Origin of the sequence: Gilliamella sp. M0320, assembly GCF_016101635.1 — a bacterium.
GTDB lineage: Bacteria > Pseudomonadota > Gammaproteobacteria > Enterobacterales > Orbaceae > Gilliamella > Gilliamella apis.
The window spans coordinates 1-17,673 of record NZ_JACFQD010000007.1 but is presented as its reverse complement, the minus strand read 5'-3'; the positions used below and the strand labels follow the sequence as shown (position 1 = coordinate 17,673).

At 34.9% G+C, this 17,673-nt stretch carries 14 protein-coding genes and 1 pseudogene; 5 read left to right on the top strand and 10 right to left on the bottom strand.

Annotated elements, in window-relative coordinates:
• Positions 1–222: 222 nt before the first annotated feature.
• From H3T83_RS09280 to yejK, 3 genes are read right to left on the bottom strand one after another with little or no spacing between them, the layout of a single operon-like run.
• Positions 223–1,149 (bottom strand): hypothetical protein, encoded by a 927-nt coding sequence (locus tag H3T83_RS09280; RefSeq protein WP_198215610.1) that lies wholly within the window; start codon positions 1,147–1,149, stop codon positions 223–225.
• A 4-nt stretch (positions 1,150–1,153) separates the two neighbouring features.
• The gene (gene nfo / locus H3T83_RS09275; protein WP_086356878.1) at positions 1,154–1,996 is read right to left on the bottom strand and encodes a deoxyribonuclease IV; all 843 of its coding nucleotides are present in this window, start codon (positions 1,994–1,996) and stop codon (positions 1,154–1,156) included.
• A gap of 13 nt (positions 1,997–2,009) precedes the next feature.
• On the bottom strand, positions 2,010–3,017 hold the full coding sequence (yejK, locus tag H3T83_RS09270; RefSeq protein WP_198215609.1) for a nucleoid-associated protein YejK: 1,008 nt from the start codon (positions 3,015–3,017) through the stop codon (positions 2,010–2,012).
• A 182-nt stretch (positions 3,018–3,199) separates the two neighbouring features.
• On the opposite strand from yejK, the gene H3T83_RS09265 reads away from it, so the two are divergent.
• Entirely contained in the window at positions 3,200–4,579 is a 1,380-nt protein-coding gene (locus tag H3T83_RS09265; protein ID WP_198215608.1) for an MATE family efflux transporter, read from the top strand.
• 146 nt (positions 4,580–4,725) lie between these two features.
• Here the strand turns inward: H3T83_RS09265 and H3T83_RS09260 are convergent, their stop codons facing one another.
• The 4 genes and pseudogenes from H3T83_RS09260 to H3T83_RS09240 all read right to left on the bottom strand — a co-directional run bounded on the left by H3T83_RS09260 (position 4,726) and on the right by H3T83_RS09240 (position 8,472).
• On the bottom strand, positions 4,726–5,412 hold the full coding sequence (locus tag H3T83_RS09260) for a tetratricopeptide repeat protein (RefSeq protein WP_065651873.1): 687 nt from the start codon (positions 5,410–5,412) through the stop codon (positions 4,726–4,728).
• 214 nt (positions 5,413–5,626) lie between these two features.
• Positions 5,627–6,532 carry a hypothetical protein gene (locus H3T83_RS09255; protein ID WP_198215607.1) on the bottom strand — a complete coding sequence of 302 codons (906 nt, stop codon included), beginning with the start codon at positions 6,530–6,532 and terminating at the stop codon, positions 5,627–5,629.
• Between the two features lie 170 nt (positions 6,533–6,702).
• A pseudogene (locus H3T83_RS11590) lies at positions 6,703–7,594 on the bottom strand (DMT family transporter).
• An 11-nt stretch (positions 7,595–7,605) separates the two neighbouring features.
• On the bottom strand, positions 7,606–8,472 hold the full coding sequence (locus H3T83_RS09240) for a YicC/YloC family endoribonuclease (RefSeq protein WP_198215604.1): 867 nt from the start codon (positions 8,470–8,472) through the stop codon (positions 7,606–7,608).
• A gap of 163 nt (positions 8,473–8,635) precedes the next feature.
• Between H3T83_RS09240 and rph the strand changes: the two genes are divergently transcribed.
• Both rph and pyrE read left to right on the top strand, forming a co-directional pair.
• Positions 8,636–9,352 (top strand): ribonuclease PH, encoded by a 717-nt coding sequence (gene rph / locus H3T83_RS09235; protein ID WP_065579222.1) that lies wholly within the window; start codon positions 8,636–8,638, stop codon positions 9,350–9,352.
• A gap of 13 nt (positions 9,353–9,365) precedes the next feature.
• Complete coding sequence (pyrE, locus tag H3T83_RS09230) at positions 9,366–10,013, top strand: orotate phosphoribosyltransferase (RefSeq protein WP_065579223.1); 648 nt, start codon at positions 9,366–9,368, stop codon at positions 10,011–10,013.
• A gap of 195 nt (positions 10,014–10,208) precedes the next feature.
• On the opposite strand, the gene H3T83_RS09225 is transcribed toward pyrE, so the two are convergent.
• Positions 10,209–10,913 (bottom strand): GntR family transcriptional regulator, encoded by a 705-nt coding sequence (locus tag H3T83_RS09225; RefSeq protein WP_065579224.1) that lies wholly within the window; start codon positions 10,911–10,913, stop codon positions 10,209–10,211.
• 173 nt (positions 10,914–11,086) lie between these two features.
• Between H3T83_RS09225 and H3T83_RS09220 the strand changes: the two genes are divergently transcribed.
• Positions 11,087–12,958: a beta-glucoside-specific PTS transporter subunit IIABC gene (locus H3T83_RS09220; RefSeq protein WP_198198766.1), complete on the top strand. Its 1,872-nt coding sequence runs from the start codon at positions 11,087–11,089 to the stop codon at positions 12,956–12,958.
• 13 nt (positions 12,959–12,971) lie between these two features.
• The gene (locus H3T83_RS09215) at positions 12,972–14,408 is read left to right on the top strand and encodes a 6-phospho-beta-glucosidase (protein WP_198215603.1); all 1,437 of its coding nucleotides are present in this window, start codon (positions 12,972–12,974) and stop codon (positions 14,406–14,408) included.
• 129 nt (positions 14,409–14,537) lie between these two features.
• Here H3T83_RS09215 and dinB read toward each other — a convergent pair whose 3' ends face one another.
• Entirely contained in the window at positions 14,538–15,593 is a 1,056-nt protein-coding gene (dinB, locus tag H3T83_RS09210; protein ID WP_198192530.1) for a DNA polymerase IV, read from the bottom strand.
• A gap of 84 nt (positions 15,594–15,677) precedes the next feature.
• Positions 15,678–17,384, bottom strand: a complete 1,707-nt coding sequence (gene cptA / locus H3T83_RS09205; RefSeq protein ID WP_198215602.1) for a phosphoethanolamine transferase CptA — start codon at positions 17,382–17,384, stop codon at positions 15,678–15,680.
• Positions 17,385–17,673 lie beyond the last annotated feature (289 nt).

The window sequence follows — 17,673 nt, the reverse complement described above, 5'->3', positions numbered from 1 at the left end:
GTTTTTACTTGTTGATAACGCCTCACAATCTATTGTTTAAAATCTCAAGTACGGGCTCGTCTTTATCGTTGTTTTATTTTGTTCGTTTTTTCCATTTTTAAGTATAATTTATCTTATTCCTTAAAAAAGTTGTTCTTAATTAATATCATTTACAACTATAAAAACGAGAATCGCAGCGTAGCTTTATGTCACATTTAGAAAAAGATGAATCAATAAAGTCTATCACTGGGCAACCCAGTTGTTTTTATTTATGCAGTGTAGCTTTATGTCAAATTTAGAAAAAGGTGAATCAATGAAGTCTATCACTGGGCAACCCATTATTGAGAAACACCCAAACACGACTAATGGTTTATTTTTAAATAATTTTCCCGTCCATTGTTTTTTGTATTCATGATCTTTATCTTTGCCATTTAAAGGTAGAAGGCTGTATTGCTGAGTTAAAACTTCATCAAGTAAGATTTTATTCTTATCATTCTTAACCACTAAACCCGCACATTTAGGGTAATAATCTGGGTACCAAGGAGATTTCCCTAATGTCCATAAATTGTAATGTAATCCATGAGCTTGTGCTAAATAATTATCCTCTTTATCGCTAATTTTTTGCCAGTTTAATAAAGTTAGTTGCTCTTGAGCAAAAGGACTTTCCTTTCCAATATAAACAAATGTTGTATCATTAGGATCGTAATCTTGAGGTAGTTGATTCAATGCTAATGCAAATCCAAATAGATAATATTTTTCATCAGTAGGTAAACAATCGCCTCCTATTGCAAATACCTCCAATTTACTAATGGGAAAACTATATAATTTATTATATTCATAATTATATACGAATAAGTTATCCGTTTCGGATATGCCACTGGCAGTCAAAAAACTTTGTCGATATTTTTGAGGTAATTGATGTTTATCATTTTTACAATCATCCTCTATATTAGGAAATATTGGTTTAATAGATTGTTTTTTATTGCCATCTTTGTCATAAATAACAATATGACTACCTCGGAGTACCGATACAAAATAGAATTTTGGCCCGTTATTATCAATAAGATTAAGTTCAAATATCTCTAATTGCTCTCGTGTATTGCCAGTTGCATAAAAGCTACAACTTAATAAGAACAATATACATATCGCTAGTATTTTTTTGATTCGCATTTGATTATTTTTCCTGTTCTTTTAACCATGCTATCTCTTGAGCCCAAATATCTGGGTTAATAGTTTCAAGAATAAGTGGAATTTCATCAATTCGTGAGTCTTGCATAATAAATTTAAATGCAGCTTCACCAATGGTGCCTTTGCCTAAGCTGTCATGACGGTCAACATGGCTGGCAAGTTCGCTTTTGGCATCGTTTAAATGCATACCTCGTAAATATTTAAAACCGACAATTTTTTCAAACTCATCAAAGGTCTCTTTGCAGGCTTTTTCGCTGCGTAAGTCATAACCGGCAGCAAAAGCGTGACAAGTATCAATACAGACGCCTACACGGCTTTTGTCTTCTACTTTATCGATAATTTGCGCAAGATGTTCAAATTTATAGCCTAGGTTAGATCCTTGTCCTGCTGTGTTTTCTATCACAGCGACGACACTTTTGGTTTTATCTAGCGTGATATTTATCGATTCGGCAATCCGCGCTAAACATTCATCAACCGAAATTTTTTGTAAATGACTACCTGGATGAAAGTTTAGCAAAGTTAGGCCTAACTGTTCACAACGTTGCATTTCGTCCAGAAACGCGGTACGTGATTTTTCAAGTTGTTCACTATCAGGGCTACCTAAATTAATTAGATAACTATCATGAGGTAGAATTTGTTTATTGGTGAATCCATAGCGTTCACAACGTTTTTTGAAACTATCAATCACTGCAGTTTCAAGCGGTTTTGCATGCCATTGTCGTTGATTTTTAGTAAATAGAGCGAAGGCTGTTGCGCCAATTTGATAAGCATTTATTGGCGCATTATCCACACCACCAGCTGCACTCACATGTGCACCAATGTATTTCATATTTTTCCCCTAATTATTCGTTTGAGCCACTATTGCGTTGAAGTTGATCACGTAAATTAGGTGGGACGCCCTTAATAACGAGTGAATCAGTTTGTGGGTCCCATTTTATACGCTCACCTAATAGATCGGAGTTAAAACTTAGGGTTAATCCACCACCACTACCGGAGAATTTTTTTAATTGACGTAAGGCACTACGATCAGCAGGGAATGTATCTTCCAAATCATATTCGCTATTTTTTACAAATTCCATAAAGTTATTTTCGTCACTTGTTGGTAATTCATTAGCAAGATTTTTCAGCTCTATCTCTTCCCCTGCTTGTAATTGAGCTTGACAATAATTATAGACATTTTCACGAGCACTAGTTTTATCTTGTTTGTCAAATTGCATCTCTTGACAGTAATCATCTACCGCTTTAACAAGAGTTTTATTTTGCGCTTTTGCATCTAATCCTTCACTAGCACCTAAGTAATCCATGAAAAAATCAGATACTTTTCGCCCGACTCGGCCTTTTAGGAAAGTTAAATAACGTTTTGATTCTGGTGCCGTTTGCCATTCAGTAATATCAATACGGGCAATAATATCCGCATGATCGATATCTAGATACTGAGTTTCAGAGATATTAAGCTCCTCATTAACTAACATGCTTAAGCAACTATTTAATACAGCAATAATTAGATATTCAACTGCAAGGTATCGATAGTGGCAAAAAATAACAGTACCACCTTCTGCAAATGGATATTTGGCTAATTCATTACGCAACTGTTTGGTTGATTCTTGACTAAAATTAAGAAAATTTTGATTACCTAAACGTAACTCTTTAAGTGATTGTTCAAAAAGACTTTCACTATTAAATAAACCATATGCTTTACTTTTATTGTTGTAAATTCTATTAATATCTTCAATCAAGTTAGCAACAGCTTGTTCATTACCGAGGAGTGAATCACGAAGTTGTAGTTCAATTTCAGTATCACTTTTTCTAATTAATTTATGTAGAACTATATTCTCAATTTGTACGCTCATGGAGATTCCTATTTGGATCGACAATTTAATAGTGTCTATTTTAACAAAGCACTAAAAAAGTGCTATCATCAATTTATAACTCTGCTAAACTAAGCAACATTCTTATTGTCAATTTTATACTTTACATATCCTTGTTCTAAAACTTCTTTATAACTTTTAACCTTTTATCAATGTGAATCAAAATGACAAACTCACACGATATTTATGATGATTTTAAACATAAAAAAATCAGCTTATTGTTTTGGCAATATGCGCTTCCATCTATTATCGGCACAACAGTGAATACGCTGTATAACATTATTGATGGAATTTTTATTGGCCATTGGATTGGTCGTGAAGCACTGAGTGGCGCAGGTATTATTTTACCGGTAATGAATCTTGCTGCGGGCATTGGCATGCTAGTAGGTATTGGTTCTGCCAGCCGAATATCTATCTTTTTAGGCCGAGGAGAAATCGATAAAGCAGAAAAAGTAGCCGGAACTTCTTTCATGTTAACTGCCGTACTTAGTGGTATCACTTTAGCCTTACTACTCTATTTTATCGATCCTGTTTTACACTTTATTGGTTCAAGCCCAACCAACCATATTTATGCTCGTGAGTTTTTAGAGGTGTTTTTACCGGGCAGTATATTTATCACATTAACATTTAATTACAACAATATGATGCGCGCCAGTGGCTATCCGTTTAAAGCCATGGTGACTATGTTTATTAGTGTGATTGCGAATATTATTCTTGCACCAATTTTTATTATTGCTTTAGGTTGGGGAATGAGAGGAGCAGCTTTTGCTACCACACTCTCAATGTTCATAAGCTTTTTATTTGTGATGCAGCACTTTATTAGCAAAAACAGTAATATAAAGCTATATCGTCGTAACTTTAGGCTCGATTTTACTTACATTAAGTCGATTTTGTCGATTGGCATGTCACCATTTGCTATGCAAGTTGCCGCCTCAGTGGTAGTTGTTTTTATAAACTGGCAGTTAACCCGTTATGCCCCCATTTCACATGTTTCAAGTGATGATGCGATTGCTGGTTATTCTAACGCTAACCGATTAATTACACTGATTATCATGATTGTGATTGGTGTAAATCAAGGTATGCAACCGATTATTGGTTATAATTACGGCTCTAAAAATTATGTCCGAGTGAAAGAAACCTTTATCTATGCAGTTAAAATTGCCACAGTTATCACCACTGTAGGCTTTATATTTGGTTGCTTTATTCCTGACGTGCTGGTTAAAGCGTTTAGTTCTGATGTCGATTTAGTGGCAATATCCGCGATTGCACTACGTTATACTACGTTTTCATTTGCGTTTGTCGGCTTTCAAATGGTAACAACTAGTTTTTTCCAATGTATCGGGATGGCAAAGATTTCTATTTTGTTAAGCCTTTCAAGACAACTTTTAATTTTATTACCAACGCTTTATATTCTTCCATTATTCTTCGATTTAGATGGCGTTTGGGCTGCATCACCAACAGCAGACCTTTTATCAACCGGTATCGCTTATGCCGCGTTATATTGGTATTTCAAATCGATAAAAAGAAGACATCGTTTAGCTTAAGCTCGTTTATATTAAGCAGTTAGTTAATGAAGATTGATTTTATAATTCTAAAAAATGAAAAAGGCGGACTAAGCCCGCCTTTTAAATTTCAATTTAGCTGTCGTTTAATTAATTCTCACTAAAACTAAATTTTAATTAATCAAAAATTATTGACAAATTGGATGCTCCACACCGCCTTCACAAGCTTTTTCAAATAAATCCATCGCTTTATCGTGATCTTTTTTTAGGTCAGCCACACCATTTTCATACATGACAGCTAAATTAAACTGGGCTTCAGGTATGCCTTGTTCAGCTGCTTTTTCATACCAGTATCGAGCTTTAATTACATCTTTTTTAATACCTTGACCAAAAAAATACATATCACCTAAAAAAGATTGAGCATAAGACAAACCTTGTTCTGCCGATTTTTCAAGTAGTTCTTTTGCTTTTAATGGATCTTTTTCAACACCTCTTCCTTCTTTATACATGCCACCTAAATTTAATTGCGCATACTTATCATTTTTTGCAACACCTTTTTCATACCACTCTTTCGCTTTAGCATAGTCTTGTTCAACGCCATCACCTTTATCATACATAGTACCTACATTGGATTCGGCTGTTCCACTGCCTTGTGCAATAGCTTTATCAAACCATTCTCTCGCTTTTACGGTATCTTTTTCAACACCTTCTACCCCATTGAGGTATCTATAGCCTAACTCATTTAGTGCAACTGGATCATTTTGCTCGGTGGCAATTTTTAGTACTTCATCATATGGTACATTATCATATTTAGCTGCATTAACCGAACATGCAAAAAATAAAATTAATAAACCACTTGTAAGCATTTTTTTCATATTAATTATTCCTTCTCATCCATTAAAATTTTGCTACCAACGCTTTATATTCTTCCATTATTCTTCGAGTTAGATGGCGTTTGGGCATCATCACCGACTGTTAACCGTTTATCAGCCAGTATCACTTATGCTACGTTATATTGGTATCATAGATCAATTAAAAATCGACATTATCCGAAACATTAAAAAGGGGCACCTTGCCCCCGTAAAATCATTATAATTGATCACAAGCTTGTTTTAATAATTCATTAGTTTCATTATCAATATAGACATTTTCAACTAAAATTCCTTTTTTAACATCTCTTAGATCAAACTCTTTTTTATTTTTCCTCATTAATTTCTTTTTCTCTATGCTAAAAATACTATTCTGCTTGCATTGGGGACATTGACAATATTGGTATTCTAAAACATCGATAGTTTTTGTTGACTTGTCGACTTCGCTTGCAAGTAATTTTTCATTAACATAGAGTGTTGATTGCAATAAGACATCAGCATAATTATTAGTGACATGGCTAGTAATATTAGATTCTAAATTTTCATTACTATACGAGAAAAATCGGAATTTTCTATACCAAACTCGACAATCTTCACAAAAATATTCTTTAAATTTAAATGCAGCAACTAATGGATAGAAAAAGGCAAGAAATTCGATTAAATATAAGATTTTCAACATGGAACCAGAAATATAACCTGTACTTGCACCTTTACTAATGATTATTTTGTGGATTGGAAGAATACCATTAAACATGAGGTCACATACCGTGAACGGTTTGAAAAACAGCTTAAAATAACTCTTTGGACCCAGCGACATAAAGTTAATTTCAAATGTGCATATGCTTGAATAATATGCAAATAGACAGATAAAAAAAGCCATACACAAGTGAACAATGGTATTTCTTACTTTTGCTAACTTTGCAAGGTTATTTGTAATATAAGCTAATGTAAACCCCATCCCACCAACTAAAGCAATATTAATTACTACAATTGGTGAAATATAAGAGATAAATGAATAGATGATACCCAAAACTATTGCGGCCAAAATACCTGCTAAGGTATAGCCAATAGTTAATAGTGGATCATATTTTTTTGAAGACTGATAATAACTAACAGTAAGACTCATTGTTTTATTCCTTTAACAATAAATGACAAATAAAAAAATTAATTTATAGCTAACCTAAAATGTTAATTGTCAATTTTTGTAGTTTTCCTCAAAATAGGAACTATATGATTAATTTGAAAGAAGTATTTTAAAGATGCTTGCGAAAAAGTAAAGATAATTAATGTATTGAATTAGATAGATTTTTTATTTAGGCTTGATGAGATAACCATTACTAAACAAATAAAAATCAACAATATCCCCCCCAAACCGATTAATGATAAATCCTCACCAACAATTAATATCGCCAGAATTGTGGCTACCGCGGGTTCCAATAGGCTAATGGTAGTTGCTAAACTGGCAGATATTTTTGATAATCCATACCCATAACATAGATAACCCAAAAACATCGGAATTAATGCCATATAACAGCCAACTGCAATATTATTCCATGCTGCAAAAAACGTAGTTCCCGTTATTAGCATTACCGGAATCAGTAATAAACCGCCACAACCAAAAGTAGCCCCCATGGCCGCTTTGCTATCAATACCTTTTAACATTAATTGTCGTGCTGACCATGAGTAAAGTGCATAAGTAAAACCAGCAATAAGTCCTAATAAAATTCCCAAACCAACATAATTATATTCAATTGTGGTCGAGGCATTTTCAGAAAATGCTAACATAGTCATGCCGATAATACCCAATAAAGCGCCAATAACCCATTGTTTAGTTACTTGAAAATCACGACTTATATTCAATCATAGCTGATAAGATTGGCGCTGATCCTATTGAAACAACCGTACCGATAGTAACGCCTGATAAGCGCATAGAAGAATAAAAAGCCAAAGGATAAACGGCAACTGCTAATGCCCCTAAAATTAAATAGCGATAATGCGATCTTATTGATGTTAGTTCTTGGTTGATGTTAGGTATAGCAAATCCACACTGCAATATTCCGCCAATACCCATGGCGAATGAACCAATAAATAGAGGAGATAAACTAGGGGCAAAAGTGGCTGCTGTGCCAGTTGTGCCCCATAATAGCGATGCCAAAATAACAGCAAAAATACCGAGATACTGATTCATCAACTAGTAAATTATTCGATATTTTGTACTTGCTCGCGGATTTGTTCAATCAACACCTTAAGTTCGATAGCGCTAGCGGTTACATCAGCATTAATTGATTTTGAAGCAATGGTATTTGATTCACGATTAAATTCTTGCATCATAAAATCGAGTCGACGACCTACGGCCTCATTTTTCTTTAAGATCGAATATGTTTCGTTAACATGCGTCATTAACCGATCTAGTTCTTCAGCGACATCAATTTTTTGGGCAACCATAACAATTTCTTGCTCTAGACGTGAGCTATCCAGATCAATATTAGCTTCTTCAAGCTTACTTTTTAATCGTTCTTTTTGCCATTCTAATATCTGCGGCATCCAATTCCGAATTTTATCAACTTCTTCGGTTATTGCTTGTAAGCGCTGAGTAATTAATTCACAAAGCGCTTTACCTTCACGCTCCCGAACGGCGATAAATTCATCAATTGCGCTTTCAAGTAAAGCCAAAATTTCTTGCGAAATGGTATCTAAATTTTGTTCTTTGCTTGACATAACACCTGGCCAACGTAAAACATCAAGCGGATTTATTTGTCCCGTTTGATACTCACGTTTTATCCAGTCACCAGCTGTTAATATTTGTTTAGCCAGTTCAATGTTTAATGACAGTTCTTGATGTTGTGCCGCTGGATCTAATTCGAAACGTAAATTACATTCGACTTTTCCGCGCGTTAATCGTGCCCGAAGTCGTTCACGAATAATCGGTTCAAGAGAGCGAAACTGTTCGGGTAAACGAATATAGGTTTCTAGGTAGCGTTGATTGACCGAACGTAGCTCCCAAGAAGCACTACCCCATGATTGGTTCAACTCTTTTCGTGCATATGCGGTCATACTAGAAATCATAATAGGTCCTAAATTTATGAAAAACTTGCTGGGCATTGTATCACAAATTCTGTATAATGTGCTCTTAGCTTAGGCTAAACATCAACGCTTTCTTGTTGATGTCCTCCTAAATGATTTAATAAGTTCAAAGATAAATTTTAAAATAAAACTGCTGGAGAATTGCATGCGCCCGTCTGGTCGATCCGCGGAACAAGTCCGCCCAATCAAAATAACCCGTCATTACACTAAGCATGCAGAAGGTTCTGTATTAGTCGAGTTTGGTGAAACAAAAGTACTTTGTAATGCAACAATTGAAGAATCTGTACCACGCTTTTTAAAAGGTCAAAATCAAGGATGGGTAACCGCTGAATATGGTATGTTGCCGCGAGCTACCAATTCAAGAACCCAACGTGAAGCGGCAAAAGGAAAACAAACTGGCCGTACGATGGAAATCCAACGCCTTATTGCCCGTTCATTACGCGCAATGATTGACCTAAAATTATTAGGTGAATATACCATTACATTAGATTGTGATGTTATCCAAGCTGATGGAGGCACTAGAACAGCATCAATAACTGGTGCTAGTGTGGCATTAGTTGACGCAATAAACATGATGTTAGCAAGTGGTAAAATCAAGCAAAACCCAATTAAATCTTTAGTGGCTGCCGTATCGGTAGGCATTGTTAATGGTGAAGCGGTATGCGACTTAGAATATATTGAAGATTCTAATGCCGAAACCGATATGAATGTGGTAATGACTGATGATGGTCGCATCATTGAAGTTCAAGGTACTGCCGAAGGTGAACCATTCAGTCATGAAGAATTATTAACTTTATTAGAACTGGCAAAAAATGGCATTACAACCATTATAGAAGCACAAAAACAAGCTTTAAAAGATTAATTGGAGAGGATCGATGAAATCATATAAGAGTGAATTTATAGAATTTGCTTTAAATAGGCAAGCATTAAAATTTGGTGAGTTTACCTTAAAATCAGGGCGGAAAAGTCCCTATTTTTTTAATGCAGGACTATTTAATACCGGAAAGGATTTGGCATTATTAGGTCGTTTTTATGCCGCTGCATTAATGGATGCAAATTTACAATATGATGTCATCTTTGGTCCTGCCTACAAAGGTATTCCAATTGTCTCATCTACAGTTGTGGCTTTATCCGAGCACCACAATGTTGATGTACCTTATTGCTTTAACCGTAAAGAAGCTAAAGATCATGGTGAAGGTGGTAATTTAGTTGGTAGTTCTATTCATCAACAACGCGTCATGTTAGTTGATGATGTAATTACCGCTGGTACTGCAATTCGTGAATCAATGCGAATCTTAGAAGATAATCAATCTAAGCTTGCTGGTGTATTAATCTGTCTTGATCGTCAAGAAAAAGGTCGAGGTGAATTATCCGCTATTCAAGAAATCAAACAAACTTATAATTGTGACGTAATTTCGATTATCACTTTAGATGATTTGATCCAATATCTTTATCGTGATCCATCACGTAAAGACCAAGTAATCCAAGTCGAAGCTTATCGTTCTGAATATGGCATTAAATAACCAAGCGTCGTAAGACGCTTTTTTTATATTTGCAAACTTTTACAATTATTTGACAACTATTCAATTAAAGTAATTACCATTTTTTCTTATCTTTCGACATTAATTTACTTAAGCCCATTTCGCTAGCCTGAATTAAGAAAATAACCATTATCAAGCGTCTTTTAATATTGGATTAACTAAATGAAATCTTGCTGATTATTTTGAATGACTTTGAACAAAGAATTTCGCATTATCGTAATGATAGATAATTCGTGAAAAATCGAAAGGTTCACCAGAAGAAGTATAAAAGATCTCTTCAACACATAAAGCGGGATCGCCGGCCTTTAAACCCAAATAAGGAGCGATATCTTCATCCAATTTTATGGCTTTAAAATATTTATCTGAAAAACCGATATTGACCTTACAAATATCTTTTACATAACTAAAGATTGAGTTTTCGGCAATTTCTTTATTTAAATAAGAAATTATATTTTTTCGATAATAAGATTGTTCAAAACCGTATACTTTATCTTCAACCAAACGTAATCGCTTTATATAATAGACATATTCATCATCTTCACACTGAAGGTTTTCTTTAACTTTAGCATTAGGTTGAATAACATCAACATTAAATACTTGCGATGAGCCAGGTAAATCATTGAGATCGACACTAAAACCATGACTTTCCAGAAAATTTAGATAACCTTGTTTTTTCGGTTGTCGAACAAAAATACCACTACCTTGGATTTGATAAATTACGCCATGTCTTTCAAGACGATTTAGAGCCTTAATAATAGTAGTTCGGCTAACTTGATATTGCTGAATTAAACCTTCAATATTTGGTAATTGCGTATCTTTAGGCAAATCTTGCTGATAAATTGCTTGCTGGATTTTTTTCGCTATATCTTGATATTTTAACATTTGTTATTCTTTATTATTGTTATAAATAGTTTTCATTCTATACCTGTAAATTAATTATTAAATCAAAATTAAGAGAAAACGGGATCTAGATCACAAACAATAAAATTGGTCATTAACAATTTTTAATTTAAGGTTACTATAAGCTCTCTTACCTGTTGAAAGGAGCATAATTAATGTCATCTAAAATTAGAGATTATAATAAATTGGCAGTTGATATATTAAATGAGTTAGGCGGTGAAGAAAATATTGTTACCGTAGCTCGTTGTGCCACTCGCTTGCGTTTAGTCACGCAACAAACGCCTGAACACGCTAAAGAAAATATTGCAAAATTCCCAGGCGTTATCACTGTGGTTGAAAAAGGTGGTCAAATTCAGGTTGTTATCGGTACTAATGTAGATAAAGTCTATAATGCCTTTACCCAATTAATGAAAGGTGGTAATAAAGTTGATGTAAATAGTAAAAGTAGCATTTTAAACCGTGTTATTGCCACTATGTCAGCCGTTTTTGCCCCATTTGTTTATGTATTAGCTGGTGCAGGGATATTACAAGGTATCTTGATTTTAATTAAGCTAGCTTTCCCAGAATTTGAAGCAACAGGTACTTGCCAAGTATTTAACTTTATTTCTTGGGCTCCATTCGCATTTTTACCAATTTTTATTGCCATTACCGCATCGCAACATTTCCGTTGCAACATCTATATTGCGGTGGCTTGCTGTGCAGCCCTACTTTCACCAACATGGGCCGAATTGGCAGCTATGATTAAATCAGGACAAGAGATTAATCTTTTTGGATTAGCACTGTCTGAAACTACTTATAGCTCAACCGTATTGCCACCGCTATTTTTAGTTTGGTTGCTATCTTATCTAGAGCGTTTCTTAGAGCCTAGATTACATAGCATTATTAAACCGCTATTAATGCCATTAATCAGTCTAGTGATTATGGTGCCATTGACTTTAGTTGCGATTGGTCCACTTACTGCTGGTGCTGCACATTATATTGCTAGTGGTTATAACTGGATTGTTAATCTTGCTCCATGGGTTGCCGGTGGCATTATTGGCGCATTTTGGCAAGTACTTGTTATTTTCGGCGTCCATTGGGGTATTACACCAGTAATTATCGAAAATATTAGCCAATACGGTAAAGACTCTTTCCAAGCTTACCAAACTATTGCCGTAATCGGTCAAGTTGGTGCTGCACTAGGCTTCTATATCAAAACACGTTCTAAAGAAATGAAAGGTGTCTCTTTATCAGCATTTATCACTGGTCTATTTGGTATCACTGAACCGGCTATTTACGGGGTTAACTTACGTTTCAAAACACCATTTATCTATGGTTGTGTCTGTGGTGCTCTTGGTGGTATTGCTGCTGGCTTCTTTACACCTTACTACTATACTTATGCGGCATTACCTGGACCATTAACCATCGTTAATGCAATTAATCCAGAACATTATGGTTCGTTCATCGGTGTTGCACTTGGTTCAGCCATTGCGTTATTTGGCCCAGTCCTACTTCTACAAATTTTTGGGACTAATGAAACAAAAGCAAATAATGTACCTGTTGAAGACGATACACCAAAAATCGTTATCGACGAAATCGATGTAACAAGTCCAATGATTGGTAAAGTATATCCACTAAGTGAAGTACCAGATCCGGCTTTTGCCCAAAAATTGATGGGTGAAGGTATTGCGATAGAACCAACTGAGAACCATGTCTATGCACCTTATAATGGTAAAGTGACTGCCGTTTTTGAAAGTTCAAAACACGCTATCGGTTTAACTTTAGATAATGGCGTAGAATTATTAATTCACGTTGGTATTGATACTGTTAATCTGACTAACAATGAATTTAGTTACCATGTGAGTATGGGACAACAAGTTAAAACGGGTGATTTACTAATTAGCTTTGATCCGCAAGCAATTAAACAAGCTGGTTACCCATTAATTACACCGATTATTATTGTTAATACTGATCAGTTCCAAACGATCACACTAACTGATAAAACTGAAGTAAATCTTGACGATATCTTATTTGAAATTAAGCAATAACAAGGAACCAAAAATGACTAAAAAACCATTTTTATGGGGTGGTGCATTAGCTGCCCACCAATTTGAAGGCGGCTGGAATGAAGGGGGCAAAGGACCAAGCGTGGTTGATGTCATGACCGCTGGTGCTCATGGCGTTGCAAGACAAATCACTCAAGATATCGAAGCTGGTAAATTTTATCCAAATCACACTGCAATTGATTTTTATCATCATTATAAAGAGGATATTAAATTATTTGCTGAATTAGGTTTAAAATGTTTACGTACTTCAATTGCTTGGACACGAATCTTTCCTAATGGTGATGAGTTAGAACCAAATGAAGCTGGCCTACAGTTTTATGATGACGTGTTTGATGAACTTATTGCTAATGGAATTGAACCGGTTATCACCCTTTCACACTTTGAAATTCCATTACATATTGCTCGTCATTATGGTGGATTCAGAAATCGTAAAACGGTTGAGTTTTTCGAACGTTTCGCAATTAGTTGTTTTGAGCGCTACAAAAATAAAGTCAAATATTGGATGACGTTCAACGAAATCAATAATCAAATGGATACTAGTAATCCAATCTTCTTTTGGACTAATTCAGGTGTCCAAGTTAAACCGGGTGAAAATCCACAAGAAGTACTTTATCAAGTAGCACACTATGAATTATTAGCAAGTGCTAAAGCAGTGATTGCTGGTAAGAAAATTAATCCTAATTTTGAAATTGGTTGTATGATTTCGCATGTGCCAATCTATCCATATTCTTGTAATCCTGAAGATATGATGGCATCAGAAATTGCTATGCATCAACGCTTCTTCTTCCCTGATGTACATGTACGTGGTTATTACCCTGCTTATGCATTAAAAGAGTTTGAACGAGAAGGTTACAAACTTGACATCACTGAAGATGATTTAGCCTGTTTAAAACAAGGAACAGTTGACTACATTGGCTTTAGTTATTACATGTCAACAGTGGTAAAAGCTGATGCTAAAAATGACCATCGTGACAATATCGTCAATGGTGCGCTTCCAAATGCGGTTGAAAACCCATACATTAAAAGCAGTGACTGGGGATGGCCAATCGATCCAGAAGGATTACGTTATACTCTTAACCGTTTATATGATCGTTATCAATTACCACTATTCATTGTTGAAAATGGTTTTGGTGCGATAGATGAACTAGAACACGATAACCAAATTCATGATAAACCACGTATTGAATACCTTGGTGCTCATATCAAAGCAATGCAAAAAGCGATGGATTACGATGGTGTTGATGTGATTGGTTATACAGCATGGGGAATTATCGACGTAGTATCTTTCACTACTGGTGAAATGAAAAAACGTTATGGCGTAATTTATGTTGATCGTGACAATGAAGGTAACGGCAGCATGAAACGCTATAAAAAAGAATCATTTGAATGGTATAAAAATGTGATTAAGACTAATGGTCAAAATTTAAAATAATCATTTAGCTATCTATTCAACATAACAATCAAGGATCTGATTTATCAAAATTAAATCAGATCCTTAATCATTAACAAATCTCACCATGATCTAATAGTAAAAAATAACTATTTGATCGTCAGTTAGCAATCAAAATTGAAAAATTAGCTGTTTTTCAACTTGAGGATCAATCAAAGTGACATGAAAACCAATTAATCTTATACCTCGATTATTTCGTCTTTCTGTCCACACTTTATAAGCCTGCTCAATCAGATCATCCTTATCCAATTTTGACCAGACATGCTCTTGGGTTGTCAGTTGAAAATCATCAAATTTAAATTTGACACCTTGCCTTGCAATCGATAAATCAGCACGAACTTTGCTTAATCTTTTTTCGAGTTCATCAAATAACGGATCAAATTGAGCTAAACACTCATCCCAACTATAAATATCATCAACTAAAGTACGCTCTACGCCTACGGATTTACGTTGTCTATCATTACAAACTTCACGTTCATCTATACCTTGACAACGTTCATATAAAATTCGACCAAATTTACCAAACTGATTCAGCAATTTGGTTAGGTCATAATTGACCACATCCTTACAAGTATATAATCCCAATTCTGTTAGCTTTTTCTCAGTTACTTTACCCACACCAGGAATTTTTTTTAGCGGTAACTGCTCAATAAAACTCCCTACTTGTTCGGGTGTAATCACATATTGGCCATTAGGCTTATTCATGTCAGAGGCTATTTTAGCTAAGAACTTAAGTGGTGCAACACCAGCCGAAGCAGTGAGTTCGAGTTCTTTATATATCGCTTGACGGATATCTTGAGCAATTAAAGTGGCTGAGCCGTGAAAAAGCTTACAATCAGTCACATCTAGATAAGCTTCATCAAGGGAGAGTGTTTCAATAGCTTGAGTATATCGTTTAAAGATTTGCTGAATTTGATTAGAAACTTCTTTATAAACAGCATGCCGACCGGGGATAACTTTAAGATTAGGACAGAGCTTAACTGCCTGTGCCATTGACATAGCGCTATGAACACCAAATTGACGAGCTAAGTAATTTGCAGTTGATACCACACCTCGCTTACGCGGATCACCCCCTACCGCAATAGGTATATTGCGATAACGGGGATTGTCTCTCATTTCGACGGCGGCATAAAAACAATCCATATCGACATGAATAATTTTTCGCATAATAGATGTAATAGTATTTAAAAATAACTGTATAAATATACAATACCATACCATACCTTAACTTTATCTGCAAATTACTCACTATTATTTAGTTAACTTATCAAAATCAGTTAAGCCTTTTTTATCATGAGGATCGCCAATCCACCGAATCGGTTGTTCAAATTTCGCATTTACTATACTTTTTTCTGGAGCATAGGAATTATAACTAAGCCCAGCTAAATCAGACCAAGTATGAATCAAGTCTTGAGTACTGAATTTTCTATTCACATAGGACTGAAAGTTATTGGAATGACTAGCTAGCCATTTTGGTGACTGCCATAGCATAAATGGTACGGTATACATCACCTTAGTCGGCGCTTTTTCATTACGCCCTAAAACATCATGCGGAGGGGTCTGATAAACGTCTTCACCATGATCAGAAAAATACAACATAAAACCATTTGCTTGACTATCTTTAAATAAATTAAATAGCTTAGTTATTACAAAATCATTATAGATGATCGCATTATCATAACTGTTATAAACCTTTAACTTATCATCATCCAGTTTAAACGCTAAATCCGATCTATCATTAAAACGCTGATACTCTGCACTTTGAGGATAGCGCAATTCATATTTCATATGTGTACCCAGCAAATGAATGACGATAAATTTCTTTTCAGCAGGATCATGTAATACTTTTTTAAATGGTTCAAACACCGATGAGTCATATTGGCGTGAACTTTGATTACGATCATTATTCATATAAAACTGTTCATCGGCTTGTTGAGAAAACATGGTCAACATCGTATTACGTTTTGTCATCGTCTGTTGATTAGTGATCCAAAACGTTTTATAACCAGCCTGCTTCATAAGGTGAATAAGCGAGGGTTTGCTAAGATATAAATCTGGATTTTGTTCATCTGCCAAAGTTAGGGCTTGCTGCAATATTTCAATAGTATAAGGTCTTGATGAAACCACATCATTAAACACAACAAAATCAGGATTATCTTGCTTAAATTGTTCAATCAACGGCGTAGTATTGCGTTCATAGCCATAAATACCCATACGATTACGTGTGGTCGATTCACCAATCACTAACACTAATGTTCTTGGTGTATCACCATTAGCATCCGTTAAATTTTCAAACTTAGGCAATGTTTGCAGATGATTTAAAATATTCTCCATATTTGAAAGTTGCGAACGATAAGCTAAATAACTATTGATTAATTGCCACGGAACCGTGGTTTCCATACGTGTTAGCAAATGCTGAGTTGCTTGTTGAAACGACATTTTTTTTATTACAACACCAATACACAGCGGCATTAATGCATAAATAACAATGATTATCGACACTAACCATTTAGTCATATTTTTAACATAAATAGGTTTAACTTTAAGCCATAGAAAAAACCCAAGCAAAATATAGATCAGCAATACTATAACTAACTTAATGCTTAAATATTGAGAGATAAATTCATGTGATTCGTTATAATTCGACTCGGCCATTACAAAAAAGACACTCTGTGAAAACTCTTGCCGATATATGGTAAAATAACCAATAGAAATTAAAGATAATCCCCCAATTATAATGCCATAAACAGTAGCAATTTTTTTGGTATAACGAGGAAAAAATAATACCGGTACTAGCCAAATCATGCTGTAAATAATTGAATCACGTAAGCCAATAAAATTAGCATGTCCAGACAACGCAATATAGAGTTGCAAACTACAAGAAAAGTAACAAAAAAATAAAATTACATAGAGCAATGAATGCCAATTAAAATCTGGAGAATTATCTAATTTTTGCATAGCGACCATTATTCACAATTAATAATGGTAACTAAACTAACAAAAGCAGATTAACAAAACCTTAAGAGCAAATAATAATGGTTAATTACTGTCTTTTTGTGAAAGAAAAGTAGAATAAGCATTTCAAAAACCCCGTTCCTCAATTTTTTTGGTTCGCTGAGTTTCGGACGTTTTGTTGTTTGGTGGTTATTTCTATACGGTGAATACGTCCGAGTTAAGAGGGTTGCCGCCAACCCTCTTTACAATCTCCCGCGGCGACCACGCAAGTGGTCACTGCGTGACTGCCTTC